The organism is Dactylosporangium sp. NPDC051087 (assembly GCF_055586325.1).
Genome location: NZ_JBVJIJ010000034.1, coordinates 42,864 through 67,859, shown reverse-complemented (window position 1 = coordinate 67,859; position 24,996 = coordinate 42,864). Strand labels below are relative to the sequence as shown.

Below are 24,996 nucleotides of genomic sequence, written 5' to 3'. Positions count from 1 at the left end.
GAAGCGTGCATGGCAACCGGGCACGACCACCACACCACCGGACCGGCCGCGTCGCGGCGCATCCGCGTCATCATCATCGCCGTCATGCTGCCGGTGATCGCCGCGACCTTGGCGGCGATCGCCGTGCTCTGGCCCCGCACCGAGCCGCCCCGCGCGGACGGCGACACGGGCAGGCGCCATCTCGGCACCGTCACCCGGGTCGAGGAGCGCGCCTGCACCCCGGACGAGATCGTCCAGACCCCGACCGGCATCGCCACCAGCCGGTGCGGCACGGTGGACGTCCGCGTCGAGGACGGACCCGACACAGGCCGCACCATCCGGACCTCGGTGCCCGACGGGCCGCAGGCGCCGCGCGTCTCGGTCGGCGACGAGGTCGTCATGCTGCTCGTCGACACGCCGGACGGGCCGGAGGCTCAGCAGTACACCATCATCGACCACCAGCGCGGCAAGCCGCTGATCTGGCTGGCCGTCCTCGGCGCCCTCGTGATCGCGGTGTTCGGCCGGTGGCGTGGGGCCGCGGCGATCGCCGGGCTCGGGGTCAGCTTCGCCGTCTTGCTGCTGTTCGTCGTGCCCGCCATCGCCGCCGGTCAGCCGCCCCTCGCCGTCGCGGTGGCCGGCTCGGCGGCGATCATGCTGGCCGTGCTGTACCTCACCCACGGCATCTCGGTGCGCACGTCCGTGGCGGTCCTGGGCACGCTCGCCAGCCTCACCCTCACCGGCGTGCTGGGCGTATGGTCGGTCGAACTGACCCACCTCACCGGCAACGGCGGCGAGAACGCGACCACCCTCGCCATGTTCTTCCAGGCCGTCGACCTGCACGGACTCCTGCTCGCGGGCATCGTCATCGGCTCGCTCGGCGTGCTGGACGACGTCACCGTCACGCAGGCCGCGGCGGTGAGCGAGCTGGCGGCAGCCGACCCCGGCATGACCCGGCGGCAGGTGTACCGCGCCGCGACCCGCGTCGGCCGGGCACACATCGCCGCGGTGGTGAACACGCTCGTCCTCGCCTACGCCGGCGCGTCGCTGCCGGTGCTGCTGCTCATCTCGGCCGGCAACCAACCCTTCGGGGAGACGATCACCAGCGAGTTCCTCGCCCAGGAGGTCGTCCGCAGCGTCGTGGCCACGATCGGCATCGTCGCCGCCGTGCCGATCACCACCGCGCTCGCCGTGCTCATCTCGGTCGAGCGGCAGACGGCACCCGTACCGGAGCGACCGGCGGCCTCCAAGCCACCGGCCGACGACCCTTGGCGCGACGACGACGGGGACGACCTGTGGAGCACCGCACGCCACGCCGGGTAGCCGCGCCGCCTAGATGTCGCCCCGCAGTGCCGTCCGCCGCCCCTCGGCGATGAGCTCGGCCGCGCCGGTGGGCTCGACCGCGCGTCCGTCGCGGGCGTTGAGTTCCTCGAACGACTCCCGCTCGGCGGCGACAAGGTCGGCGAACGAGTCGAACCGCTCGCTGAGACCCGGGTACCAGGAGGCCCAGACGTACGCCGCCCACTCCCCGTCCTCGTCGACGTCCGAGGGATCGAGCAGCCAGTAGCAGGCGTCCGCGTCGGCGGACACCAGCAGCACCCGCGCCATCAGTTCGTCGTCCTCGTCACCCGTATCGCACATCTCGGGCTCGAGGTCCCGCAGCCAGCCGACGTCGGCGGTGGTCCGCATCGTCCACACGAACGGCCCCATCTCGAGCCATCCGTCGGAGGCCGCCAGGAACGCGCGGTACCCCGGCGGGAGCGCGACCCCGAGCCGCGTCTGGACAGCGGCGAGCGCGTCCTCGCCCGCCCCCGCGAACCCGAGCCACCCACCGGCCCGCCGCTCCTCCCCCAGCCCATGAAGCCGCTCGGGATCGGCGACGCGGAGGAAATCGGCGCTGTACGCGGCGAGGTAGGCCCGCCACTGCTCGGCCGTGCGGGGCCGCTCGATCGAAGTCACGCCCAACCCTAGGACGTAGAAGGCGCGCGGATCAGGTGCCGGACCACACCGGCATCAGTTCACCGTCCGTGCCGTACTACAGGAACGGCTGGAGCTCGGGCGACGAGGCCAGTGCGTGATGCAGCACGGCCGGGTTGGCGGTGGCGGCCAGAAACGGCTGGGAGCCGAGCAGGTCACCACAGCTACGCAGCGGAGACGGCTGCTGGCCCGATGCGGTGGCGGGCGGTGGGCGTGCGTGCTTGCATGACCGGGTGGACGGCGCGGAACAGTGGTTTCAGCGAGGCGATGAGCTCGCGGACGAGGGTGGTCCGGCCGAGGCACTGGCGCTGCTGGGTGCGGCGGTGGCGGCGGGGCACGGGCCGGCCCGAGTGCGGCTCGCCGCGTTTCTGCTCCAGCAGTACTCGGATGCCGGCGCCGCGTCCCGCACGGAGGCATTGCGGTTGCTGGACGAGGCGGTGGCGGCCCGGGTGCCGGGCGCCCGGAGCCTGCTCGGGGTCACGCTTTGGGACGACGGCGCGCTGGACGACGCCGAGGATTGCCTGCGGGCCGCGGTCGCGGACGGGGACCCTGACGCGCCGACGAACCTGGCCGGCCTGCTCCATCAGAGAGGTGACGACGCTGCGGCATTCGCGCTGCTGAGGCAAGCGGCGGAGCGTGGTGACGGGGTGGCCTACCGGATCGTGATGCGGCTGCTGCCGCCACAGGGACGGGCCGCTCAGGAGATAACCATTGCCTATGAGACGGCAAGTTCCGCGGAGGATCGACCGGTGTGCGTCCTTGTTCCCGCTGGTATGTGGGAGCTTGACGCCTCGGTGCTACCGGCCGACTGAGTGTTCTACCGGTGCGTCGCGTCGGGGAACCGGTCGGGGACCGGGCCGGTGTCGAAGGGCTGCGACGCGTCCAGCCAGCCGACGTTGAGCCGCTCGTACCGCGGACGGTAGTCCAACGTGCGCGCCGTCCGAGCGCCACCCTGTCGTGGTCAGCGTCTCCGTGCGCGTAGGGCGTCAGATCCGCGAAGCAGGCCACGAGGCAATATAGGCGCTCCGCGTAGCGTTGAGGGCATGCCTGTTCAGCTCAACCACACCATCGTCCACGCGCGTGACCGGGAGCGGTCGGCCCGGCTCCTCGCCGAGCTGCTGGGCGTCGCGGAGCCGGTTCCGTTCGGGCCGTTTCTGGTCGTCGAGCTCGCCAACGGCTGCTCGCTCGACTTCTCGCAGGAGGCCGGCACCGTCCATCCCCAGCACTACGCGTTCCTCGTGTCGGAGGCGGAGTTCGACGAGATCTTCGCCCGCATCGAGGCGCACGGGCTGTCGTACTGGGCGGATCCGCACCACCGGCAGCCGGGAAGGATCAACACCAACGACGGCGGCCGCGGGCTGTACTGGGAGGACGCCGACGGTCACAACCTCGAGATCATCACCGTGCCGTACGGCGGCTGAGGTCCGGGCCTACTGCGCGGGAGCGTCTTTGATCAGCGGCGATCCAGCACGGCGCTGAGGAACCGGGTGTCCAGCCACGGCGGCGTCGCCTGCCGGCCGAACGGGTCGGACAGGTCCCGGCCGTATCGCGCCGCGACGGCCGTCACGGCTTCCTCGCCGACGCTCCAGCCGGCCGCTCGCAGCTGCTCCGCCGGATCCCGGCGCTGCTCGGTGTTGATCAGGGACCGCATCTGGACCCCGGACCGTTCGCTGAGCTCGTCGAGCGCCGCCCGGTCGGCGGCGAGGTGGTCCACCTGGACGATGCGGTCCAGCGCGAGCCGGCTCCCCGGCACGGAGTGCTCGTCGATGCGCCGCAGCAGCTGCTCCTCCGCTGCCGCCGGCAGGTACGCCAACAACCCCTCCGCCACCCAGACAGCCGGCGCGGAGGCGTCGAACCCGGCGCCGGTCAACGCCGCCGGCCAGTCCTCGCGCAGGTCGGCGCCGACCGGGACACGGACGCACGCGGGCCCGGCACCCGCACGGTCGAGCACGTCGTCCTTGAACGCGACGACCTGCGGCTGGTCCAGCTCGTACACGGTCACGCCGGACGGCCAGCCGAGCCGGAACGCCCTGGTGTCCAGGCCCGCGGCCAGGAGCACGACCTGCCGGACGCCACCACCGACCGCCGCGAGGACGACGTCGTCATAGAACCGTGAGCGGACCCCGATGTAACGCGAGCCGTGCAGATGCAGCGCGTCCCGGTCACCGACCTCGGCGCCGGGCTCGGGCCAGCACACCGGGAACGCGACCGGAGACTCGACGGCGTGGATGAACGCGGCGCCGAACGGGTCGTCGATCAGCGCGTCCGGACGCGACGATTCGACGGTACGCGCCGCAGCAAGGCCGAGGGCCGTGATGCCGGGCCCGGTGGTGACATCCCAGCTGCGGTGTTCTGCCATGTCTCGCACCCTTCCTCGCGTGCCGGCGAATCTACACGGTCCCGTCGCCGTGAAAATGTCGGCCGGCAGCGCCTACTGCATGGCGGTCGCGGGCGGGTGTTCGTAGGATTCCGGGCAGCGGAAGACGTACAAGGCGTAGCCGCGGCCGATCGACACGTCGGTGGGGCCGGACGAGGCGTCCGGCGGCTCGTCCACCGGTCTCCAGCTGCCTCCCGTGCCGTGCCATTCGCTGGAGTCGGCGGTGAACAGCAGCGTCATCGCGGTGCCACACTCGGCGCAGTTCATCGGATGCGGGTCGGTCAGCGACCAGTTCGCGAAACCGTTCACCTTCCAACCGGGAGCCAGGGACAGGTCGTACTGGTAGCTGAGCCCGGTCTCGCCCTCCCACGCGGCGATCCGGGCGTCGAGCTCCACCGGCAGCAGCCGGCCGTACTGGTACTCGCGGATCTGCTCTGGATGCACGACACACGGGGTCGGCAGGTAGGCGCCGCTCACGACGGTCGGCTCAGGGGCCACGCTCAGGGGCTGTGTCACGTCGGCGCTGCGCCGCCAGTACAGCCTCACCCTCGGGTTGTAGCCCTCGTCCGGATGATCGAGGGGGCACCACAGCACCTGCAACAGGTCGGCGTCGTCCGGGCCGGTGAAGTCGGGGACGTCCCGCCGGTACAGCTGCGCCACCGGTACCAGCGGAATCAGCTCGTCGATGCGGTCCTCCGGCTCGGAGTGGTCGTAGGGCGGCAGCTCGGCCCGCTCCTCGTCGGTCAGCTCGTACCGGGTGCCGCCCGCGGCCGCCCGGGTCCGCGCCGCCGCGTAGATCTCCCGGCTACGACGGACCGTCGCCGGCGTCCGGAGCTGGAAGACGTAGTGGTCCTGCCCGTCCTCGCATACCGGCCAGGGCTCGTCAGCCGGCCACAGCAGACGACCGCCGACCGAACTGTCGACGGTCGTTGGGTTGCCGGGCCGGGGATGCAGCCGAGTGGCCGTTGCCGCGTACCCGGCCAGCTCCGGAAACAGCACCGCCAAGTCCACCCGGCGCGGCGGCGTCGTACGAGTCATGCCGAGGATCGTAGGGCGACTCGATCGAATGGGCCCTGCCCGCACACCAAGTGGCGGAGCACCTCGAGCGGGACTAATCCACGTCGTACGAGGCGGCCATCGGAAAGGACGCCAGCTCGTTGAGGCTGGAAGGGCGCAACGAGATGCCTTCCAGGGCCAGCAGTTGCCCCGTTGGGCTCTCCACCACCGGTATCCAGAGCGCGAAGGTTCCGTCCACGACGGTGATCCAGTTGCCGGAGTACTGGCGGCGGACGGTGCAGTCCTGGCATCGCTGCACCGACACCCGCAGGTCTGTCGGTCCCTTCATGTCGACCTCGAGTACCGGTCCTTCACCCCGCACAGCGGCCACCGTGTAGCCAGGAATCACCGGCAACGCCTGCGGCGCCGACGCGAAGGTGGCCTTGCGCCACCGGTACTGCGAGGTGTCGTCGTAGGCGATCATCAGCGGTGCGGCCGCGAGACCGATCACGACCGCGAGCGCGCTCACCACTCGCGGCGCGCGTTCGGCGGTGCCGGCGCTGACCGCGCAGTACATCACCAGCACGACCAGTGACCAGCCCAGCCGCTGCTCGGACACCGCTATCGCAGGTCCGCTGGTGAGCGCGCCGATCAGCAGCACGCCCCACATGGCCAAGGGCGTGACGAACACCCACCACCAGTGCCGCCACCGTGTCTTGCCGTCCCCGGCGATCCACACCGTCAGCCATCCGATGACCGCGAGTGCGGCCACGATCATCGGCCCGTACACGACGAACACGACGACGTCACCGGACCCGCCCCCGGAGGGCACGTCTTCCGTGAAGGCCAAGACCGCCCACACCAACGGCAATGCGGCGCCGAGCCCGAGCAGCGTCGACTGCCACCACTTGACGGGCACCGCGCCCCCGCGATCCATGGCGTCAGCCTGCCAGCCGGGGCCCGGCCGGGCGAGAGCCGGACCGATACCTGCACGACGTCCGGCGGCGGTACACTCGACGGGGAGATCATCTTTGATGGGTCGCATCTCATGGGCGTGCGGAGCCGGTGCCGGTTTTATCGGGATCGTCCTGGCCTTGTAGCGGCCTCCTACCTGCCTGGCGGCGAGCTCGCCGACGCCCTTGTCGGCGCGGAGGGCCGGTCGGCCAAGGCGAAGATCTGCCTGTCGTTCCTCGCGCGGGTGCGACTGGCCCCGCTGTACGTGCTGATGGTCATCGCCGTCAACGTCGTCCTGAACCACGCCGTCAGTGCGGAGGTCCGGGCCCAGATCGTCCTCGCCAACTCCACCAACGTGGCCAACCTGCAGAACCACCGGATCTGGACGCTGGTCACCAGCGCCTTCGTGCTCGACGAACGGGTCGGCGTGCTGGCGCTGATCCCGCTGCTGGTGCTTCTGTCGGTGGCCGAGGTGCTGTGGGGGTGGCGGCGGCTGCTCGTGGTGTTCTTCGGGTCCAACGCGGTGACGAGCTGCATCGTGTACGGGCTGCTGCTGGCCGGCGTCCGCGGCGGCTGGTTGGGCGGCGCGATCACCGTGGCCAGTGACGTGGGCACGAGCTACGGCTCGCACGCCGTCGCCGGCGCGCTGGCGCTCACCCTGCCGGTGCGTGCGCGGCGGTACCTGGTGCCGCTGGCGATCGCGATCGTCGTCCTGCCGTTGCTGAACGGCGGCACGTTCACCGACATCGGGCACCTGCTGGCCGTCGGTCTGGGGTTCCTGGCCGGTTGGCAGCTGCGGCGGCGTCCGCTGGCCGGGCACCTGCCCCGCCCGGCCCGGCGGCGCGCCGACCAGACCATGGCCTACTCGTTCGACGACGTGACGGGGGCTCGCGCAGCCCTGATCACCGCGCTGCGCCAGCACCGTCCGGTGCGCCTCGACGACGCCGTGCTCGCCTGGACCGACCGGGCGGACCGGATCCACGTGCAGGAGACCCGGGACATGGACGCGATCGACGGCGCCCTCGCCGGCGGCGCGTGGGGGGTGGTGCTGGGCACCTTCGTCGGTCTCCCGCTGACCGGTCTGGTCATCGGCGCGGGCGCGGGCGCGGTGGTGGCGCGCCGGCACGACACCGGCCTCAGCGACACCACCGTCGAGCGGACGATGCGGGCCCTGCCGACGGAGCGGAGCGCACTGCTGCTGCTGAGCGATCCCGCCGGCCGGCCGGCACTGACCAGCGCGCTCGCCCGGACCGGCGGCACCCCGGTGCCCGATGTCACCCAGGACAAGCAACAGTCCTGACCAGCGGTGGTACTCGATCGTCACGGTGCGGCACGCTCCAGCGGGGTGGCGAGTTCGGTCCGTTCCCGGTCGACCGCCGCACGCACCCGCTCGCCGTCCACGGCCACGCTGACGGCGTAGGCGAAGATCACGAGACTGAAAACGATCACCACGAGCAGGTCGATCCAGCCGGGCAGCCACAGGCGCGCGCCGCGTCCGTACCGGCCGAGGAAACCGATGACGGTGAGCCCGACGAGCCAGGGCCAGATCCACGACGACCCACGCCAGTCGATGGCGGGCCGCGCCCGGTCTGGGGTGTGCGCCACGGTCATCGCGAAGAGTGCCAGCCCCGCGCCGATCGCCACCAGGAGCTTCCAGGTCGCCTCGAAGCCGCCCCAGTAGATCACCAGGTTCGCCGCGACGAAGGCCGCGGGTGCGGTGACCCCGGCGGCGGGCACCCGGTAGGGGCGGTGGCGCCGGGGGTCGCGGCGGCGCAGCGCGGTCAGCGACACCGGCGCGAACGCGTACATGATCGCGGTCGCCGACGTGACGAGCCCGACGAGCGACTGCCAGCTGGGGTACGGCAGGAAGGCCAGCTCCCCCGCGACGAACGCCAGCGCGATCGAGTACAGCGGAACGCCGCGGCGGCTGACGTAGCTCAGCGCCTGCGGCAGGGTGCCCTGCCGGGCCAGCGCGTAGGAGAGCCGGGCCGACGCGCCGAGGTAGACCAGTCCCGTCCCCGCGGGCGAGACGAACGCGTCGGCGTACAGCAACCCGGCCAGCCAGCCGGCGCCCGCCGCGGCGGCGATGGTCGCATACGGGCCGAAGTCGCCGGCGCCCACCGGATGCGCCCACCCGCCGGCGAGGTTGCGCGGGTCCAGACCGCCGATGAAGACGATCTGCAGCAGGATGTACAGCACTGTGCCGATCAGCATGGCCAGGATCACGGCGCGGGACAGGTCCCGCTGCGGATCGCGCGCCTCGCCGCCCAGCTGGATCGCCTGTTCGAAGCCCTGCAGGGAGAAGACGACACCGGCGGGCAGCGCGGCGAAGATGCCGTGGGCGCCGTACGGGCTGAATCCTCCGCCCGCGGTGAAGTTGGACGGCTGGAAGGTCAGCGCGGCAATGACGACGATGGTGAGCACCGGCACCGCGAGCTTCCAGCCCACGACGGTGGCGTTGCTCCTGGTGAGCCGCCGCACCCCCAGCACGTTGATCACGGTGAACAGCAGCATGAGCAGGGTGGCGAAGCCCAGCCCGGCCGGTGACAGCGTGCCGTCGGTGTGCAGGAGGCCGAGGTGGTCGCGGACCCATGCGATGTTGTTGAGGTACTGCAGGCTCGCCTCCACCTCGATCGGGGCGATCGTCACGGCCTGCAGCCAGGCGGCCCAGCCCGCGGTGAGCCCGGCGAGCGCGCCGAACGCGAACCCGGGGAACCGCGCGGTGCCGCCGGCGACCGGGTACGAGGTGCCGAGCTCCGCGTGGACCAGGGCGAGCAGCGCGAGCATCCCACCGGCGAGCAGCCAGGAGATCAGCGACGCCGGCCCGGCGGCCTGCGCCGCGGTCAGCGCGCCGAGCAGCCAGCCGGAGCCGATGATCGAGCCCAGCGACACGAACGTCAGGCCCCACAGCCCCACTTCGCGCCGCAGGAAGCCGGAGCCCGCGGGCATCCGGCCGGCCGTGCCGCCCGCATCCTGCACGGCGCACCTCACCAGGTCGGCGGCGGGCCGTGACACCGCGCCGGCGGGTGGGGTCAGCCGGCCCGTTCCGGGCCAGATACCGCGGTTCCGCCCACCCGAAACCCAGGCCCGGCGGGAACTTCTGCTCGCTTCCGTCCGAGGAAACCCGTTGCCAGTGGCCGGCATCCGGCGTCTGCTGGTTCGGTCACCAATCACGGGAGGCAAAACGCATGTCGCTGCCCACTCCTGCGCTGCACACCGCTCGCCTTCGGCTGCGGCCCTTCGATGAAGCGGACGCGGACGACCTCTTCGCGCTGCACAGCAGCGCCCACGTGCTGCGCTACTGGGACGCGCCGCCATGGAGCGACCGTGCGCGCGCCGGGCGGTTCATCACGGCCTGCCGGCAGATAGAAGGGGAGGGCACCGGGGCGCGGGTGGCCGTGGATCGGGTCTCCGACGGGGTGTTCATCGGCTGGTGCGGCTTGAGCCAGTGGAATCCGGACTACCGCAGCGCGTCGCTGGGGTACTGCTTCGACGATGCCGCATGGGGCCACGGCTACGCGACGGAGGCCGCGCGCGCTCTGCTGCGGTGGGCGTTCGACACGCTGGACCTGAACCGCGTCCAGGCCGAGACCGACACGCGCAACGTGGCGTCCGCCCGCGTGCTGGAGAAGCTCGGGTTCGTGCGTGAAGGGACGTTGCGGGAAGACTGCGTCGTGAACGGTGAGGTCTCCGACTCGTGGGTCTACGGGCTGATCAGGCGAGAATGGCGGCCGTCGTCCGAGCCGGTGTCGCCGTCAGCGCCGTGAGCATCGGTACGATCCACAGATATCCGGACAGGTGAGCGGGGGCGCTGTGAGCAGGACCAGGGTGTTGGTGACGGGGGCGAGCATCGCGGGGCCCGCGTTGGCGCATTGGCTGCACCGGCGGGGTGCCGAGGTGACCGTGGTGGAGCGGGCCCCTGAATTGCGCCCCGGCGGGCAGGCGGTGGACGCCCGCGGGGTGACCAAGGACGTCATCGGGAAGATGGGGCTGGACGCGGCGGTACGCGCCGCCCGCACCGCAACCGCGGGCGCTCACACGGTGGACGTGGACGGGGCCGTGCTGGAGACCTTCCGGGCGGACGATCACGGCGGCGACGGGTACATCGCGGAGATCGAGATCTTGCGCGGGGACCTGTCCCAGGTGCTGTACGACGACACCCGAAACGACGTCGAGTACCTCTTCGGCGACCGGATCGCGGAGCTCGCGCAGGACGGCGAAGGCGTCGACGTGACCTTCGCGGGCGGCGACCGGCGGCGCTTCGACCTGGTGATCGGGGCGGACGGGCTGCACTCGGCGCTGCGGGCGATGGTCTTCGGGCCGCACGAGCGGTTCGTCCGCCACCTCGGGCTCGTGCTGGCCTTCTACAGCGTGCCCAATGAGTTCGGGCTGGACAGCTGGTTGATCGAGTGCCAGGACAAGGAGTCCGGACGCACCGCACTGCTGCGGCCGATCCAGGACGCCACCCGGGCGATGGCCATGTTCTCGTTCCCCGCGGCCTCGTTCGACGTCGACTACCGCGACGTCGCGGCCCAGAAAAAGCTGCTGCGGGAGCGGATGACCGGCTTCGGCTGGTTGACGCCGCAGATCCTGGCGCACCTGGACGACACCCCGGACTTCTACCTCGACCAGGTCGCCCAGGTCGTCATGGACCGCTGGCACAGCGGCCGGGTGGGGCTGTTCGGAGACGCGGCGTTCAGCTCGTCGCCGATGTCCGGGCAGGGCACCGGGCTGGCCCTGGTCGGTGCCTACCTGCTGGCCGGCGAGCTGGCCGCGGCCGGGTGGGACCCGGAGGCGGGGTTCGCCGCGTTCGAGGGGCGGATGCGCTCGTTCGTGGAGGCCAACCAGGAGATCGGCCAAATGCACGTACAGAGCCTCGACGCCCCGGGGCCGGACGCCGAGCCGGCGCCGGAGCCCGACATGGAGGCGCTCACCGAGCTGGTCGAGCGCGCGATCAACGGCGTCGAGCTGCCCGACTACGACGGGCTGCCGGACTCCCGGGCCTGACGACCCGCCGGGCCGGGCCTCGGCGCCGACGACTGACCCACAGGTTCAGGCAGGTGTGATTCATGGCGGTGGAGGCGGGGGCCGGTTCGTGGGGTTGAAGAGCCGGTCGGCCGCTTCGGCGCTCATGGGGTGGGCGAGGTGGTCGCCGCGGGCGGCGTCGCAGCCGAGGTCGTTGAGAGCTTCGAGTTGGTCCCGGTTGCGGACGTCGGTGGCGGCGACGGTACGGGCGAGGTCGTGGAACATCTCGATGAGCCAGGCGAGGGTCGTGCTGGTCGAGGCATAGGTGGGGAGGTAGACGTCGAGGCCGTGCAGGAGGCGCGGGTCGAGGTTGACGGTGCTGATCGGGGACTCGGCGAGGTGGGCGGGGCCGCCGGTGTTGTTGACGGCGAGGTGGATGCCGGTGCGGGCCAGTCCGTCGACGTTGAACGCGATGTCGTCGCTCGTGTCGTGCAGGGCGTCCTGCTCGACGGTGAGTTGCAGCTGGCCGGGTGGAAGGCCGCTGGCGTCGAGCGCGGCGGTGACGGTGGTGACGATGTGCGGGTCGCGGAGATGGGCGGTGGCGCAGTCGATGCTGAGCATCGGTGGTTGCGGCGTCGACTGCCACGTCGCGGCCCGTACGCACGCTTCACGCAGGAGGCCGGTGCTCAGCGGGATCAGGACTCCGATGCGGTCGGCCAGGTCGAGGAACTCGCCGGCGGGCACAGGCCCGAGAGTGGGGTGGTGCCAGCGTGGGAGTGCGTGCATGCCGGTGATGGTGTTGTCGTGCATCCGGATGATCGGCTGGTAGGCGAGGGTGAGCTGGCCGCCCCGTACGGCGTCCGGCAGAGCGTGGGTGAGTTGGTGGCGGCGGACATCTCGCGCTTCGCGGGCCGGCTCGAACAGCGCCCATGATGTCGCCGGGTTGTCACGGCGGGCCCAGGTCACTGCCATCGCCGCCGCGCGGAGCAGGTCACCCGGGCCGCTGTCGCCGGCGGGTCGCTCCACGATGCCCGCTCGCGCGGTGATGGACAGTGTGTGACCGTGGGCCTGAAACGGCTGCCGCAGCAGCCGCAGCGCGGCGTCGGCGGTCTTGACGGCGTCGTCGGGTCCGGTGGTGTCCTCGGCGACGAGGGCGAAGGTGTCGGCGCCGAGGTGGGCGAGGTAGTGCTCCCGATCGGCGGCGAGGCCGCGGAGCCGTCGTGCGGTGTCCTGGAGGAGCCGGTCCGCGACGACGGTGCCGTAGATGTCGTTGATCGCGGCGAACCGTTGCAGGTTGAGCAGGCACACGCCGATGCGGGTGGCCGGTTTCCGGGCGATGACCGTGTCGAGGTAGGCGTTGAGCGCTGCCCGGTTCGGCAGGCCGGTCAGCGGGTCGTGCAGCAACGCGTGCCGGAGCTGGTGCTGCAACTGCTGCTGGTGGGCCCGCCATGCCTCACGTTCGTCCCTGCCGATGTCCTCCGCCGCGGCACGGACCTGGTCCCGCAGCGCGGTGGTGAAGCCGAGGGCCAGCTGTTCGATCAGTCCGGTGAGCCGGTCGGCGGGCGCCTGTCCGGTGAGCCGCAGATCGGTCAGGAGACGCTCGCCCAGGATGCGCATGCTCGCGGCCATGATCTGCGGGTCGGCCATCGTGTTGCGGACGAGGTCGCCACCGACCAGGAAACCGGCGTGCGGATCGGCGGCAGGACCGGTCAACGCGGTGCGCAGCCGCACGGTCAGGTCTTGCAGGATCCGCGAACGGCGTGCCCGTCCACCGGCAACGAAATTCGTCCTGGGCAGTGCCCGTTCCCAGACCGCCGCGAACGCCGCGACCAATGGCTCGGATGGTGTCACCACACGCGATACCTCCAGCGAAGACCATCGCTGGCGGGTGCGTTTGCCGTCGACTGTGACATGAAGGCGCCCTTCCACGCCGCAGCGGACTGAAAGTCGGCGGAGTCCTCCGACAAAACATTGTCGACGCCACCGGGAGGCGAGTACCAGCACGTCCCTCGAACGGGTGAGCACCGCCGTCTATGGGTCGGTGGTCTTGCGGGCCACACCGCCGAACGCCGAACGCTGCGCGGGATCGCCGGCGTCCTCGGGGTCGGGGTGCCAGTCGCTGATCGGCAGCAGACCCGGGTCCACCACCTGCCACCCGGCGAGCAGGTCCACGACCTGGTCAGGTGTACGGACGTGCAGGGATGTAGGGGTGTGCTGGTAGAGCAGTCGCACGTTCTCCTGCCCTGCCGCGTCGTCGGCGGGCACCGCGTGCGAGATCGCGACGCAGCTGCCGGTGACGGTGGCGTCGGCGAACTGGCGGAGGATGCCGGCCGGGTCGTCGGTGTCGGCGATGAAGTGCAGTACCGCCACCATCAACACACCGACCGGTTCGGAGAAGTCCAGCAGCTCGGCGACCTCGGGATGACCGAGGATGTCCTGCGGCCGCCGGACGTCACCCTTGACGGCGGTGGCGTACCGGTTGCCGGTCAGGATCCGGCGGCTGTGCGCGACAGCCACCGGGTCGATGTCGACATAGACGACCTTCGCGTCCGCGGCGGCGTGCTGCGCCACCTCGTGGACGTTGCCCAGCGTCGGGATCCCCGAGCCGATGTCCAGGAACTGCCGGATCCCCGTGCCGGCCAGCCACCGCACCGCCCGCCCCAGAAACGCGCGGTTGTCGTGCGCGAGCTGGATGATACCCGGCCACACCCGTTCGGCATCCTCGGCGAATCGGCGGTCGACCTCGAAGTTGTGGAACCCGCCGAGCGCATAGTCATAGACCCGCGCCGCGTTCGGCGTGGTGATGTCGACACCGTCAGGCACCCACTCCGGCACCATCGCTGGCCCCTTTCCTACCGCTGTCAGGCGCACCGGCCAGTTCGACGATCACCAATTTCAGGTGTGCAGCGAACGCATGCCGGAAACGCGATTGCACGCCTCCGGCAAAATGCACGTGCATTCACGATAAAGGTTAGGGAATAGATCGTTCCACCCCCGATCCGGTTGGACGTGCGCATCGGTGCGACCCATCAACCACGTCGACAGGTCCGGACGGCCGGTCACCCAGCCCGCCACCTCCGCCGCACGGCGGCACAAGTCCGCGCGTCCAGCCAATGGCGTGAGGCCACCGCACGCGATCCCGCGACCGGCCCGCCCAGTGCCTCTCGTCAACCAAGGTTGACAGGAATTTCGTGTCAAGTTAGGTTGACACGCATGTCGACCCTGACTGATGCAGCTGTCCTTGACGTGGTCGTCGTCGGCGCCGGGCCGACGGGCCTGATGCTCGCCGGCGACCTCGCCGCCGCAGGCGTCCGTGCGGTCGTTCTCGACCGCGCGGACGAGCCGGTCCAGATCCCGAAAGGCAACGGCGTCGTCGGCCGGGCCGCTCTGGAGTTGCGGCGGCGCAAGGTCCTGCGGGGCACCGGGCTGCGGGTCGTGCGGCCACCGCGGTTTCGCTTCGGCCCGTTCACCCTCGAGCTCGGCCTGCTGCGCAGTCCGCTGCACGTGCTCCCGGTGCCGCAGCACCGGCTGGAAAGCCTGCTGGCGGAGCGCGCCGTGCGCCTCGGTGCCACGGTCCTGCGCGGGCACGAGGTCACCGGGTTCGAGCAGGACGGCGACGGGGTGACCGTCCAGGCCACCGCCGAAGGCTCGTCCGTCGAGCTGCGCACGCGGTACCTCGTCGGCTGCGACGGCGCGCACAGCTTCGTGCGCAAGAGCCTCGGCATCGGCTTCCCCGGCATCACCAGCACCGACATCTCCCGGCTGGCCCGGGTCACCATCCCGGCCGGAGCCGCGGCCCGGGTCGGCAACAGCATCGACCTGCGCGGCATCGGCAAGCTCGTGCCGTTCCAACCCAACCGGACCGGACACGGATCGATCACCATCGCCCCAGTGAATGCACTCGACCGCTCCGCCCCGGCCGACGTGTACATCGTCAGCACGCACGAACCGCGCGGTGACAGCGAGCCGACCAACGAGCTGAGCGACGACGAACTACGGGCCAGCCTCCGCCGCGTCCTGGGCGCCGATCTGCCGTACACGACGGCCTCTGCCGCGAGGAGCGTCGTCGCGAACAGCCGGCACGCGGAGCGGTACCGCGACGGCCGGGTCTTCCTCGCCGGCGACGCCGCGCACATCTTCAGCGCCGGCGGATCGGCCATCAACGCCGGCCTGCTCGACGCCGTCGCCCTCGGCAAGGCACTCGCCGCGGTACTGCGTGACGCGGCGCCGCAGAACCGGCTCGACGCGTACCAGTCGGAGCGGCGCCCCGCCGCGCAACGCACCCTCGCGCTCACGCGCCTGCAGGTCGCGCTCGAAGCCGGCGACGAGACCGGCGACGCACTCCGCGACATGCTCGGCGGGCTGGTGCGGGACCGCGCCACCGCCCGCCGGATCGCGACGCTCATCGAAGGCTGAGCGGAGCCGGTTCGCTGCGGGCGTAGCGGTCGAGGCTGCTGGCCGGGGACCCGCTGCTCTACCGTTCGGTCATGTCCGACGCCCTACTGGTGCATGACCTCGTCGAGCGGCTCACCGACTGGCTGCGCCGGCTGATGCCGGCCGGCGCGCGCCGCGACGCGCTCATCGCCGTGCTCACCGAACGGTTCGGAGCCGTGGACACCCCGGTCACCGGCACCGACTGCGCGGCCATCGAACGGTGTGCGTGGACGGTCTCCCGCCATCTCGCGCTCACGTTCGAGCCCGGCGGCACCGGCCGGCCCGACACCGAGTCGCCGGGCTGGCCGGATCCCGACCCGGACGTGGTCCGGGCCCGGGCCGCGTGCGTTTCGCAGGTGCGGCGGCTGGCGGACGGCACCTGCCTCATCAGCGTCGACGACCTCGACGCCATCGGCCTCGCCCAGCCGTATCTCGACGCCGCGTTCGCCCTCGCTCAGGGCTCGGCCCGGATCCTGCTCGACCTGCGTGCCAACGGGGGCGGCGACCCGGCGACGGTGGCGCACATCGCCGGCCGGTTGCTCGGCGACACGCCGACGCAGCTGTCCGAGGTCGTCTACCCGGACCGGCGGCGCCAGTGGTGGACACCCGCCCTGCCGGCCGGCACGAGTCTGCGGCAGCCGGTCGCCGTCCTCGTCGGCCCCGGCACGTTCTCGTCCGGCGAAGCGCTCGCCTACCACCTGCAGGCGCAGGGCAGGGTTGTCGTCGTGGGTGAAACCACGCCCGGCGCCGCCGATCACATCACGCCGATCCGGCTGGCGCCGACGGTGCTGGCGTTCCTGCCCGAGGCCCACGTCGTCGACAGCGTCACCGGCACCAACTGGGAGGGCACCGGCGTCGTGCCCGACGTCGTCAGCCCGCCCGGCACGGTGATCGAGACCGCGGTGGCAGCGCTGCGCTGACGGCCCACGGCGACCGCACCTATGACTTCGGCCCTCTTGTCTTATAGTCTTACTGTCGTAGGACAACAGAGAGGCGGGCCGGCGTGATCGAGTTCGTGCTGGACGGCCGGTCGAAGGTCAACACGTACATGCAGCTCGTCCAGCAGGTCAAACAGGCCCTGCGGGTCGGGCTGCTGGCGCCCGGCGACCGGCTGCCGAAGGTCCGCGACGTCGCGCAGTCCCTGGCCATCAACCCGAACACGGTCCTGAAGGCCTACCGGGAGCTGGAGCTCGAAGGGCTCGCCGAGGGGCGGCCGGGGGTCGGCACGTTCGTCACCGGCACCCTCGCCGGAGACTCCCTCGCCAACCAGGCAGACCTGCGCACCGAGCTGCTCGACTGGCTGCGCCGGGCCCAGGCGGCGGGCCTGAGCGACGAGGACGTCACCGCGCTCGTCGACACCACGATCCGCGCCGCGCGGCAGGCCGACGCACTGCTGGAGGAGCTGGCATGAGAGGACACGAGATGGAGCACGTGCTGGAGGCCGACGGGCTCGGCAAGCGGTACGGGGCACGCTGGGCGCTGCGGGACTGCACCCTGCGGCTGCCGGCCGGCCGGGTCGCCGCGCTGGTCGGGCCCAACGGATCCGGCAAGTCCACGCTGCTGCATCTGGCCGTCGGCCTGCTGCGCCCCGACGCCGGCGCGGTGCGGGTCTTCGGCAACACGCCGTACGAGAACACCGCCGCCCTCGCCGACATCGGCTTCGTCGCCCAGGACACCCCGCTCTACCGCGACTTCACCGCCGACGAACTCGTCACCATGGGCGGCAAGGTCAACCGGCGGTGGGACGCCACGCTCGCCCGGACCCGGCTCGCCCAGGCAGGCATCCCGCCCCGGATCCCGGTCGGCAAGCTCTCCGGCGGCCAGCGCGCCCAGGTCGCCCTCGCCCTGGCCCTCGCCAAGCGGCCCCGGCTGCTGCTGCTCGACGAGCCGGTCGCCAGCCTCGACCCCGTCGCGCGGCGCGAGTTCCTGCAGACGCTGATGGGCAGCGTCGCCGAGTCCGGCACGACCGTGCTGCTCTCCTCGCACATCCTCGCCGACCTCGAGCAATCCTGCGACCACCTCGTCGTGCTGAGCTCCGGCGCCGTGCAGCTGTCCGGCGCCGTCGACGGCATCGTCGGCGAGCACCGGCGGCTGATCGGCCCGCGGCACCACGGCGAGCCGATCGGCGGTGTGGCCGCCGTCGTCCGGGCCCGCCACACCGACCGGCAGTCGACGCTGCTGGTGCGCGTCACCGGCCGGGTCGTCGACCCGTCGTGGACGGTGCACGAGCTGACCCTGGAAGACCTGATCCTGGCCTACCTGTCCGACGGCGTCACGGAGGCCACCCACGAGGCATGGGGAGTCGCGGCATGATCTGGCTGACCTGGCGGCAGCACCGCAAGCAGGGCCTCTACACGCTGCTCGGGCTGGTGGCCCTGGCCGCGTTCATCGTGCCGACCGGCCTGGCGATGCGCCGCGACCTCGACCGGCTCGTCGGGCAGGGCTGCGCGAACGGCGGCGAGCTGTGCGACCTCGGGCTCAAACAGTTCATCGACACCTACAGCCCACTGCTCTACGTCGCGGTACTGCTCCTGGCCGTGCCGCTGCTCTTCGGCCTGTTCTGGGGCGCGCCGCTCGTCGCCCGCGAGATCGAGCAGGGCACCCACCGCATGATCTGGACCCAGGGCGTCAGCCGCCGGCAGTGGGCCTGGACCAAGGCCGGCCTCCTCGGCGGCGCGGTCGCCGTCCTCGCCGCCGGCTACGGCCTGGGCATCGCCTGGTGGTTCAAACCCCTGCAGTTCCGCGAGAGCCGCTTCACCGAGGTCTTCTTCGACGTCCAGGGCGTCGTCCCGGTCGGCTACACGCTGTTCGCGGTCGCCCTCGGCCTGTACGCCGGCACCCTGCTGCCGAAGGTCATGTCCGCGATAGCGGTCACCCTGCCGGCCTACATCGCCGCACGGGTCGCCGTCGGCCTCTACGCCCGGCCACGCTTCATGGCGCCGCTCACCCGCAGCCTCGCGATCGACGACCACGTCGACCTGATGGCCGGCGCCTGGCTGATGTCCACCGAGGTGCGCCAGGCGGACGGCACCCGCGTCGCCGGCGGCATGATGGTCTGCCGGCCCGAGGTCGACGGGGGTCTGTGCGCCGCGGCCCGCGAGATGGGCCTGCACCCAGGGGCCTACAACTACCAGGTGTACCAGCCCGAGAGCCGGTTCTGGACCTTCCAGTGGATCGAGACCGGCATCTTCGTCGCGGCCGCCGCGCTGCTCGTCTGGCTCGCGATCCGCCGCGTGCGCCGCATCGCCTGACGCCGCCGGTGGGTGTGCGCGGACGCCCGCGCACACCGGAACCCGATCAGGGGCGGGCCAGGATCTCGCCGTACAGGCTGGACGGCCCGCCGTCGGGGATGCCGCCTACCTCATGAACGGTGGCTGCTCCGACGATGCCTTCGACTACTTCCGCGGCTGGCTCGTCACGCAGGGCCGCAGCAGCTGGGAGCGCGCCCTGCGGGACCCGGACACGCTCGCCGAACTGGGCATCGACCCGGACGACGACTTCCTGCTGTGCGAGAGCATGCTCAGTGTCGGGAAAGCGGCGTTCGACGAGGACGCCGACTTCTACGACGCCGTCCACGCGGCCCGGGCCGAGCTGCCCGCGGACACGTTCAACGGACCGTTACTCGGCGACGACTTCGACCACGAAGACGACGACGCGGTGCACGCCCGTTACCCCCGCCTGGCCGAGATCTACCTGTAGCCGAAGACGTACCGGGCCTACCGGCATCAGTGCCGAACGCCCAGTCCTGCACGCTCATGCCGCCGAGCGAGCGCCGACGCGCCGCAGTACGCGGACTGCTCAGTCGGTGGCCGGAGCGTCGGGTGCGTGGAGCAGCACCTCATGCATTCGGCGGCGCAGTCCGAAGACCGCCACCACCAGCAGGGCGGTGAGCGCCACACGGGCGACCAGCAGCGGGATCATCCACTGCAGCTGCACCTCGAAACGGTGCCCATCGAGCAGGCTCACGTGCGGCAGCGCGAGCCCGGCCGCGACGGTGGCCACGACCCCGAGCCGCCACGCGACGACCGGGCGGGTCGCCAGGACCAGCGCCGGATCGGCGCCGCAGCTGCGCACCAGCGCGGTGCACAGGTAGTACCACACCGCGGCGAAGAGCAAGTGGCCGTAGAACAGCAACGTCTCGTACATGCCGAGGCGCTGCCCAAGTTGCAGCTCACCCAGCGGCGGCGCCGGCAGTGCCGCGCTGACGTGCAACAGCGCCGAAACGTCCGCTACGGCAACGAACACGAAGATCACGGCCGTGGCGAGCACGAACCACATGGCGTTGTCGAGCCGCGCGGCGACGCCGCCGGCGACGGTCCGGAACGTGGTCACGCCCACCACCCGTGCACCTTCAACGACAGCCGGGTGGCGGCGGCAAGGTCGTCGGTCACTACCGCCCAGCCGTCCCCTGTCACCACGGCCTGGGCACCCAACGCCGCCGGCCGCCGGGTACGGTTGCTGCTCAGCCACTCGTCGAGCTGACGCCCGCCGTCGAACGTCACGATGGTGACCCGATGGTGCCCCTCCAGCGGGCATGCACCCGTCTCCCTCGCTCCCGGTTCCGAGGGCACCTTGTCGACGCTGACACAGCCGATGGCGGCCCCGATCTGAGCCACGGTGAGTCGCGGCCGCGCGACCACGTTCTGCGTCACCCACCCGCCGAGCCCAGCGACCAGCAAGGTCCCGGCCATGATGAGCTCGGTCTTGATCGAAATCACGCGCGCGACTGTAGCGACCGCCGCCATGGTCGGCAACGCCGCCGAGCCACGGCGCCGAGGCGACGACACTGTGACCCCTCTCAGGGTGTCGATCGCGCCGTACGCGTCTGGGATCCGATCCTCGGCCGCCCGGTCGGCGGCACCTTCACCGAGCCATTGCCCAGGCGACCGCAGCAGTCCTGCATGTCGAGGACGGCATGTTCGGCTGACTCGCCGATGCCCCCACCGACGTCGCACCGCGAGGCCACCAGGTTCGTGCTCGTCGGTTATCGCACCGTCTGCGAGGCGTTCGACGACCTACGGCAGCTGCGGGATGACGTTACTTGGTGAACAGGGCGTCCCATCGATCGGTCGTCATCAGCATGACCATCCGTCTGCCGCCGTCCTCGTCCCAGATCCACGAATCCGGATCAGCCAGCGTCGCCGCTACCTGCGTCGGCGACATGGGTGCGGCGTTCGTCCACACCCCGTCGTCAGGCTCGCGGATCTCGACCCAGTCGCGTTCCATCAGGTCGGCCACGACCTGGGCAAAGTGCGGGATCAACGACCGCACTGCCGCCTCTGATATCGGCGGCGCGGTAGCAGCGTCACCGGTTGCCGCCCGGTGCACGAGGAAGTTGTGGTAGTAGATGACGCCGTTGAGGTACGTCTCCTCGATTGCGAGGGTCATCACCGCGCACTGCTCCAGTGTCAGCTCATCCCACACGCTCACAACGCCATGGTGTCACCCCGTCGCCGTCGACCGACCGCCGCCGTGGGCTATGCGTCTCGGGCGCATGCGCAGCCGTACCCACTCATGGCCGGGCTGCGGTCGTACCGCCAGTCAACAATTGGCCGCGATCTGCGCAGCCGATCAGTCCAGGGGCTGCGGATGGTGTCGAACCGGCTGGGGCGGCAGCAGCGCGTCGGTGAGCGTGGAGGTCAGCCAGTCGGCGTAGTCGTCTACGGACCAGCCACAGGTGGTGGTCAGTCGTTCGAAGACCTCGATCGACGTCAGCGCGAAGACGATGTCTGCCGCGCGATCGGCGTCGAGGCCGGGTCGCAGGACGCCGGCGGCGGCAAGGATGTCGGCCGGGCCGCGGGTGCCGATGCGGCGCTGGGCCTCGGCCTCCTGCAGCAACGGGCCCAAGCCGCCGGCCGCCGCGCGCAGCACCGCGTGCACCGGGGCGATGCGCTCGGCCATGGTGGCCACCATCCGGGCGTAGAGGTGCAGCTTGCGCGCTGGATCGGGCTCGGCGATGATCGCCGCCACCGCCGGTCGCTCGCTCACCGTGACCGGCGCGGCGTCGCCGGCCAGGCTCGTGTCGTACACCAGCTTCGCCAGACCCGCTTTTCCGCCGGGGCAGGCGGCGTAGAGCGTCTGGACCGCGACCCCGGCTGCGGCGGCCACGTCGCCCATCGTGGTGTCGGCGTAGCCACGGGCGAGCATGAGCTCCCGGGCCGCATCGGCTATCCGCTGGCGCGTGCCGTCGGACTGCTCACGGCGCAGTTCGCTCTCGTACCGGCGCTTGGGCTTGTCCGTCATCGGACACCATGTTGCCAGACTTTTGAGTGGAAGCCATTCTATTCAATATAACCCCTTCTACGCGAGTGGAGTCCGGCCGTGCGCACCTGGTCGTTCGAAATCGTGCGAGCCCTGGCAACGGCGCTCGTCGCGCTGTACACCGGCGGCGTCTTCTTCGTGGTCATCGCGCCGAGCGTGACCCGCCTGCCCGCCGACGCCTACACACGCTGGTGGCAAGCCATGAACCGCGACATGGGCCGGACCATGCCACCGTTGCTGCTGACCTGCCTGGGCCTGCTGATCCTCACCGCGGTGCTGGGCTACGGCCGCTCGAAACCCGCCTTCGTCGCGGCAGTCGTGGCGATCCTGCTCATCGTGGTCACGATCGGGCTGACCGTGAGCCAACTGGAGCCGCTCAACGCCATCGGCGACGCCTGGAATCCTGACGCCCCACCAGCCGACTGGACCGAGGTCCGCAGCCACTGGCAGCGACTGCACCTGGTGCGAACCCTGCTCGCCCTGCTGACCCTCGCGACCCTCCTGACCGCCCACGTCGTGGAGCGGGTGACGACACCGCCGAGCGCCGCACTGGCCCAGACCCGAACCCACGAGCCGGTCATTCGAACCGCGAGCTGACCGAAGCGGCAGGGCAGCGCCGGTAGAGGCAGCCGGTTGCGTCCGGAATGAGGTCCGGCAGACTTCCGCGAAGCGGCGGCCGGCTGGTCGGCAGAGGATCGGGCCGCCGTCGAGTCGTACCGGTTCGCGCTGTGGCGAGATTTCTTGGCCGCCTGGCCCACTGCGATCGCCGCGGACGACATGGTCGAGGCGTTGAGCGAGTCCGCCGAGGATTTGCAGCCGTACCTCGACATCTGGTCCGCCACGCCCGCCGTGACCGCTGCACCACCTGGCGTCGTTCGTCGACTGCTATGTGGTGCCCGTTCACGATGACCTCGGACGCGTCGAGGCATGGATGACCGGCGGCGCACCGCTGCGCCTGCTCGACACCGCCCGCGCCGCGGCAGCCGAAGCGACCGTCATCGCCGAACTCGACCCGGCCATCGCCAGGATCCGCGAGTACCTGGCCTATCGCGCACGGCAATGACCCGAGTCACCGCGGTGAACCTGCCGAGAAACGAGCTGTGCGTCGACCGCAGCAGTGGTCACCCGACCTGACATGCCCTCGTGACCCGGCACGCCGGCCGGATGTGCCGTTGGCCGAGAGGTAGCGGCGGGATCGCGATGGTGGTCAGGTGCTGTAGGTGCCGTCCCACGGCGCCGCGCTCACCGACATCCCCGCGATACTCGCCACACGGCCCCCGGTCGTGGAAACGCTCCGGTTCGCACCGACCTGACCGCCCACACGCCGGCCGTCTTCACGACGCTCGAATCGCCCAGCACACGCGGAGCATCCAGCGTGGGCGGATCCTTGGGCGTGCGTCGTCAGTCCGGGGCCATGTCGACGCCGGCGATCGCGGCGAGGTCCGCCTCCGGTATGCCCAAGGCGCGAGCGATGTTCCGGACCACGACGGGGTGTGGACTGCGAATCCCCGCTCGCAGACTGGTGATGGTCACGATCGAGTACCCCAGTCTGATGGCGAGGTCCTTCGCCGAGATCCCGCGGTTGACCATCAGCTTGTGCAGCACCAAGCCGAACGGGTGCGGCTCCGCGGCGCCCGCCCGCCCGAGCGCCGGTCCGAGCACCATGTCCCCGATCTTGGCCTGGAACCGCAGCAGCCGGTCACCCTCGAACCGGACCAGTGCGAAGAACGGCAGCGCCCGGCCCTTGTCGTCACTGAGTTTCCCCGGTACCGACACCTCATTGAACCTGTTCAACTGCGTGGGCAGGTCGCTGGCGAACTCGCGGGGACGGACGGTCTCCACGTCCGTGACCCGCCAGGCACCGTTCCACCACGGGAGTTCGGTCAGCAGGTCGCTGAGGAAGGGGGCCAGCACGGACCTGTCGACCGGCTCCGGGCTTTCCGGCACACCGATCCACCCTGGCCAGTACGTCAAAGCTTTCAGCACCGCAGGGCTCAGCACGCGACCGGCGACATCCACCGTCGCAGGGTAGTTCTCAGTGGGTCGGGTCGACCGCGAGGCGCAGCGCCGGTGAGTGTGTCGCCGACGCGAAGGCGTGGTCGAGATCGGTCAGGGGGAAGTGTCCGCCGACGAGGTCCGCGAACGGGAAGCGGTCGTGCTCGGCGGTCAGGAACGCGACCGCCTGACGCAGGTGCTCGGGACGGTAGTTGTGGACCCCGGTCACCGTCAGCAGGTTGCGGACGATCCGCTCCGGGTCGACCGGGACCGGCGGGCCCGGCGAGACCGACCCCGCGAGGACGGCGTGGCCGCCGATGTCCAGGGCCGCCAGGCAACCGGCGACGGCGGCCGCCGCACCGGACAGCTCGAAGGCGACGTCCACGCCGGTCGGCGGGGTGGCGGCGGCCACGGCGCCGAAGCGGGGTGCCAGGGCGCGCCGGGCGGGAGACGGGTCGCAGAGGGTGACCTCGGCGCCGGCTGAGGAGGCCATCGCGGCGGCGGTGACGCCGAGCAGGCCGGCGCCGGTGACGAGGACGCGGCGGCCGGCCAGGGGTGGCGCGGCGGCCAGCATCGCGGCGACCGTCGCCGTCGCGCACGAGGCGGGCGCGGCCACGGTGGCGGGCAGGTCCTCCGGGACGGGCACGATCGCCGTCCCGGCGGGCAGGACCGCGTGGGTGGCGAACCCGCCGCTCAGCGTCCAGCCGGACCGCAGCGACTCGTGGCCGAACTTGCGCAGCCGCTCGCATTTCTGCTCGATGCCGCCGGCGCAGCGGGAGCAGGCGCCGCACGAGACGGTCACCGACCACACGACCCTGTCGCCGGTGCGGGCCGGGGCGCCGGGTGCCGTGGCGACGACGCGGCCGACCTGCTCGTGGCCGAGGACGGTCGGGGTCGGGGCGGGGCGGTGCCCGGCGACGGTGTGCAGGTCGCTGCCGCAGATCGTGGCCAGCTCGACCTGGACCAGCATCTCACCCGCGGACAGGTCCGGCGGCTGGTCGGTGGTGACGAGCTGGAACGGCGAGCCTGCGCCGTCCCAGCGGGCGTACCGGACGGCCATG

The 24,996-nt window shown here is 71.4% G+C and carries 27 protein-coding genes and 1 pseudogene; 14 read left to right on the top strand and 14 right to left on the bottom strand.

What is annotated here, in order from left to right; translation table 11 throughout:
- Positions 1-9 precede the first annotated feature (9 nt).
- Positions 10-1,299: a YibE/F family protein gene (locus ACZ6TV_RS45485; RefSeq protein ID WP_465306094.1), complete on the top strand. Its 1,290-nt coding sequence runs from the start codon at positions 10-12 to the stop codon at positions 1,297-1,299.
- 9 nt (positions 1,300-1,308) lie between these two features.
- Here ACZ6TV_RS45485 and ACZ6TV_RS45480 read toward each other — a convergent pair whose 3' ends face one another.
- Positions 1,309-1,935, bottom strand: coding sequence for an SMI1/KNR4 family protein (locus ACZ6TV_RS45480; RefSeq protein ID WP_465306092.1), 627 nt, complete (start codon positions 1,933-1,935; stop codon positions 1,309-1,311).
- 251 nt (positions 1,936-2,186) lie between these two features.
- Between ACZ6TV_RS45480 and ACZ6TV_RS45475 the strand changes: the two genes are divergently transcribed.
- Positions 2,187-2,765, top strand: a complete 579-nt coding sequence (locus tag ACZ6TV_RS45475) for a hypothetical protein (protein WP_465306090.1) — start codon at positions 2,187-2,189, stop codon at positions 2,763-2,765.
- A gap of 5 nt (positions 2,766-2,770) precedes the next feature.
- On the opposite strand, the gene ACZ6TV_RS45470 is transcribed toward ACZ6TV_RS45475, so the two are convergent.
- Positions 2,771-2,881 (bottom strand): DUF7919 family protein, encoded by a 111-nt coding sequence (locus ACZ6TV_RS45470; RefSeq protein WP_465306088.1) that lies wholly within the window; start codon positions 2,879-2,881, stop codon positions 2,771-2,773.
- Between the two features lie 115 nt (positions 2,882-2,996).
- On the opposite strand from ACZ6TV_RS45470, the gene ACZ6TV_RS45465 reads away from it, so the two are divergent.
- Positions 2,997-3,374 (top strand): VOC family protein, encoded by a 378-nt coding sequence (locus ACZ6TV_RS45465; RefSeq protein WP_465306086.1) that lies wholly within the window; start codon positions 2,997-2,999, stop codon positions 3,372-3,374.
- 32 nt (positions 3,375-3,406) lie between these two features.
- On the opposite strand, the gene ACZ6TV_RS45460 is transcribed toward ACZ6TV_RS45465, so the two are convergent.
- From ACZ6TV_RS45460 to ACZ6TV_RS45450, 3 genes are all read right to left on the bottom strand, one after another.
- Positions 3,407-4,312: an SAM-dependent methyltransferase gene (locus tag ACZ6TV_RS45460; RefSeq protein ID WP_465306084.1), complete on the bottom strand. Its 906-nt coding sequence runs from the start codon at positions 4,310-4,312 to the stop codon at positions 3,407-3,409.
- Positions 4,313-4,384: 72 nt separating this feature from the next.
- Positions 4,385-5,368, bottom strand: a complete 984-nt coding sequence (locus ACZ6TV_RS45455) for a hypothetical protein (protein ID WP_465306082.1) — start codon at positions 5,366-5,368, stop codon at positions 4,385-4,387.
- Between the two features lie 73 nt (positions 5,369-5,441).
- Positions 5,442-6,263 carry a hypothetical protein gene (locus ACZ6TV_RS45450; protein ID WP_465306080.1) on the bottom strand — a complete coding sequence of 274 codons (822 nt, stop codon included), beginning with the start codon at positions 6,261-6,263 and terminating at the stop codon, positions 5,442-5,444.
- Positions 6,264-6,374: 111 nt separating this feature from the next.
- Here ACZ6TV_RS45450 and ACZ6TV_RS45445 point away from each other — a divergent pair, with 111 nt between their 5' ends.
- A complete protein-coding gene (locus tag ACZ6TV_RS45445; RefSeq protein ID WP_465306078.1) occupies positions 6,375-7,580 on the top strand; it encodes a rhomboid-like protein in 1,206 nt (401 codons plus the stop codon).
- Between the two features lie 20 nt (positions 7,581-7,600).
- Here the strand turns inward: ACZ6TV_RS45445 and ACZ6TV_RS45440 are convergent, their stop codons facing one another.
- A complete protein-coding gene (locus ACZ6TV_RS45440; RefSeq protein ID WP_465306076.1) occupies positions 7,601-9,259 on the bottom strand; it encodes an APC family permease in 1,659 nt (552 codons plus the stop codon).
- Positions 9,260-9,468: 209 nt separating this feature from the next.
- On the opposite strand from ACZ6TV_RS45440, the gene ACZ6TV_RS45435 reads away from it, so the two are divergent.
- Positions 9,469-10,047 carry a GNAT family N-acetyltransferase gene (locus tag ACZ6TV_RS45435; protein WP_465306074.1) on the top strand — a complete coding sequence of 193 codons (579 nt, stop codon included), beginning with the start codon at positions 9,469-9,471 and terminating at the stop codon, positions 10,045-10,047.
- 31 nt (positions 10,048-10,078) lie between these two features.
- Positions 10,079-11,287: an FAD-dependent monooxygenase gene (locus ACZ6TV_RS45430; protein WP_465306072.1), complete on the top strand. Its 1,209-nt coding sequence runs from the start codon at positions 10,079-10,081 to the stop codon at positions 11,285-11,287.
- Positions 11,288-11,347: 60 nt separating this feature from the next.
- Here the strand turns inward: ACZ6TV_RS45430 and ACZ6TV_RS45425 are convergent, their stop codons facing one another.
- Both ACZ6TV_RS45425 and ACZ6TV_RS45420 read right to left on the bottom strand, forming a co-directional pair.
- Complete coding sequence (locus ACZ6TV_RS45425) at positions 11,348-12,976, bottom strand: EAL domain-containing protein (RefSeq protein WP_465306070.1); 1,629 nt, start codon at positions 12,974-12,976, stop codon at positions 11,348-11,350.
- Positions 12,977-13,276: 300 nt separating this feature from the next.
- Positions 13,277-14,068: an SAM-dependent methyltransferase gene (locus tag ACZ6TV_RS45420; RefSeq protein ID WP_465306068.1), complete on the bottom strand. Its 792-nt coding sequence runs from the start codon at positions 14,066-14,068 to the stop codon at positions 13,277-13,279.
- 390 nt (positions 14,069-14,458) lie between these two features.
- Here ACZ6TV_RS45420 and ACZ6TV_RS45415 point away from each other — a divergent pair, with 390 nt between their 5' ends.
- From ACZ6TV_RS45415 to ACZ6TV_RS45390, 6 genes and pseudogenes are all read left to right on the top strand, one after another.
- Positions 14,459-15,661, top strand: a complete 1,203-nt coding sequence (locus ACZ6TV_RS45415; RefSeq protein WP_465306066.1) for an FAD-dependent monooxygenase — start codon at positions 14,459-14,461, stop codon at positions 15,659-15,661.
- 71 nt (positions 15,662-15,732) lie between these two features.
- Positions 15,733-16,599: a S41 family peptidase gene (locus ACZ6TV_RS45410; protein WP_465306064.1), complete on the top strand. Its 867-nt coding sequence runs from the start codon at positions 15,733-15,735 to the stop codon at positions 16,597-16,599.
- 83 nt (positions 16,600-16,682) lie between these two features.
- Positions 16,683-17,090, top strand: coding sequence for a GntR family transcriptional regulator (locus ACZ6TV_RS45405; protein ID WP_465306062.1), 408 nt, complete (start codon positions 16,683-16,685; stop codon positions 17,088-17,090).
- A gap of 11 nt (positions 17,091-17,101) precedes the next feature.
- Positions 17,102-17,992: an ABC transporter ATP-binding protein gene (locus ACZ6TV_RS45400; protein ID WP_465306200.1), complete on the top strand. Its 891-nt coding sequence runs from the start codon at positions 17,102-17,104 to the stop codon at positions 17,990-17,992.
- Positions 17,989-18,930: a transporter gene (locus ACZ6TV_RS45395; protein WP_465306060.1), complete on the top strand. Its 942-nt coding sequence runs from the start codon at positions 17,989-17,991 to the stop codon at positions 18,928-18,930. Before ACZ6TV_RS45400 ends, ACZ6TV_RS45395 begins: the two co-directional genes overlap by 4 nt.
- Before the next feature lie 85 nt (positions 18,931-19,015).
- Positions 19,016-19,378 (top strand): annotated as a pseudogene (locus tag ACZ6TV_RS45390) (DUF4240 domain-containing protein); the annotation flags it as partial.
- Between the two features lie 99 nt (positions 19,379-19,477).
- Here ACZ6TV_RS45390 and ACZ6TV_RS45385 read toward each other — a convergent pair.
- From ACZ6TV_RS45385 to ACZ6TV_RS45370, 4 genes are all read right to left on the bottom strand, one after another.
- Positions 19,478-20,011, bottom strand: coding sequence for a hypothetical protein (locus ACZ6TV_RS45385; protein ID WP_465306058.1), 534 nt, complete (start codon positions 20,009-20,011; stop codon positions 19,478-19,480).
- Positions 20,008-20,397, bottom strand: a complete 390-nt coding sequence (locus ACZ6TV_RS45380) for a hypothetical protein (protein ID WP_465306056.1) — start codon at positions 20,395-20,397, stop codon at positions 20,008-20,010. Before ACZ6TV_RS45380 ends, ACZ6TV_RS45385 begins: the two co-directional genes overlap by 4 nt.
- Before the next feature lie 319 nt (positions 20,398-20,716).
- Positions 20,717-21,103, bottom strand: a complete 387-nt coding sequence (locus ACZ6TV_RS45375; protein ID WP_465306054.1) for a hypothetical protein — start codon at positions 21,101-21,103, stop codon at positions 20,717-20,719.
- Between the two features lie 147 nt (positions 21,104-21,250).
- The gene (locus tag ACZ6TV_RS45370) at positions 21,251-21,922 is read right to left on the bottom strand and encodes a TetR/AcrR family transcriptional regulator (protein ID WP_465306052.1); all 672 of its coding nucleotides are present in this window, start codon (positions 21,920-21,922) and stop codon (positions 21,251-21,253) included.
- 78 nt (positions 21,923-22,000) lie between these two features.
- Here ACZ6TV_RS45370 and ACZ6TV_RS45365 point away from each other — a divergent pair, with 78 nt between their 5' ends.
- Entirely contained in the window at positions 22,001-22,537 is a 537-nt protein-coding gene (locus ACZ6TV_RS45365) for an anthrone oxygenase family protein (protein WP_465306050.1), read from the top strand.
- Positions 22,538-22,871: 334 nt separating this feature from the next.
- Positions 22,872-23,003, top strand: a complete 132-nt coding sequence (locus ACZ6TV_RS45360) for a hypothetical protein (RefSeq protein ID WP_465306048.1) — start codon at positions 22,872-22,874, stop codon at positions 23,001-23,003.
- Positions 23,004-23,341: 338 nt separating this feature from the next.
- Here ACZ6TV_RS45360 and ACZ6TV_RS45355 read toward each other — a convergent pair whose 3' ends face one another.
- Together ACZ6TV_RS45355 and ACZ6TV_RS45350 are read right to left on the bottom strand one after the other, a co-directional pair.
- The gene (locus ACZ6TV_RS45355) at positions 23,342-23,959 is read right to left on the bottom strand and encodes a helix-turn-helix domain-containing protein (RefSeq protein WP_465306046.1); all 618 of its coding nucleotides are present in this window, start codon (positions 23,957-23,959) and stop codon (positions 23,342-23,344) included.
- 16 nt (positions 23,960-23,975) lie between these two features.
- Entirely contained in the window at positions 23,976-24,995 is a 1,020-nt protein-coding gene (locus ACZ6TV_RS45350) for a zinc-binding dehydrogenase (protein WP_465306044.1), read from the bottom strand.
- Position 24,996: the final 1 nt, after the last annotated feature.

Bases quoted from the DNA above. Each gene is read 5' to 3' on its own strand.
- ACZ6TV_RS45485 (WP_465306094.1), top strand. From the start codon at position 10: ATGGCAACCGGGCACGACCACCACACCACCGGACCGGCCGCGTCGCGG.
- ACZ6TV_RS45465 (WP_465306086.1), top strand. From the start codon at position 2,997: ATGCCTGTTCAGCTCAACCACACCATCGTCCACGCGCGTGACCGGGAG.
- ACZ6TV_RS45460 (WP_465306084.1), bottom strand. From the start codon at position 4,312: ATGGCAGAACACCGCAGCTGGGATGTCACCACCGGGCCCGGCATCACG.
- ACZ6TV_RS45455 (WP_465306082.1), bottom strand. From the start codon at position 5,368: ATGACTCGTACGACGCCGCCGCGCCGGGTGGACTTGGCGGTGCTGTTT.
- ACZ6TV_RS45450 (WP_465306080.1), bottom strand. From the start codon at position 6,263: ATGGATCGCGGGGGCGCGGTGCCCGTCAAGTGGTGGCAGTCGACGCTG.
- ACZ6TV_RS45445 (WP_465306078.1), top strand. From the start codon at position 6,375: ATGGGCGTGCGGAGCCGGTGCCGGTTTTATCGGGATCGTCCTGGCCTT.
- ACZ6TV_RS45435 (WP_465306074.1), top strand. From the start codon at position 9,469: ATGTCGCTGCCCACTCCTGCGCTGCACACCGCTCGCCTTCGGCTGCGG.
- ACZ6TV_RS45415 (WP_465306066.1), top strand. From the start codon at position 14,459: ATGTCGACCCTGACTGATGCAGCTGTCCTTGACGTGGTCGTCGTCGGC.
- ACZ6TV_RS45410 (WP_465306064.1), top strand. From the start codon at position 15,733: ATGTCCGACGCCCTACTGGTGCATGACCTCGTCGAGCGGCTCACCGAC.
- ACZ6TV_RS45400 (WP_465306200.1), top strand. From the start codon at position 17,102: ATGGAGCACGTGCTGGAGGCCGACGGGCTCGGCAAGCGGTACGGGGCA.
- ACZ6TV_RS45395 (WP_465306060.1), top strand. From the start codon at position 17,989: ATGATCTGGCTGACCTGGCGGCAGCACCGCAAGCAGGGCCTCTACACG.
- ACZ6TV_RS45370 (WP_465306052.1), bottom strand. From the start codon at position 21,922: ATGACGGACAAGCCCAAGCGCCGGTACGAGAGCGAACTGCGCCGTGAG.
- ACZ6TV_RS45360 (WP_465306048.1), top strand. From the start codon at position 22,872: ATGACCGGCGGCGCACCGCTGCGCCTGCTCGACACCGCCCGCGCCGCG.
- ACZ6TV_RS45350 (WP_465306044.1), bottom strand. From the start codon at position 24,995: ATGGCCGTCCGGTACGCCCGCTGGGACGGCGCAGGCTCGCCGTTCCAG.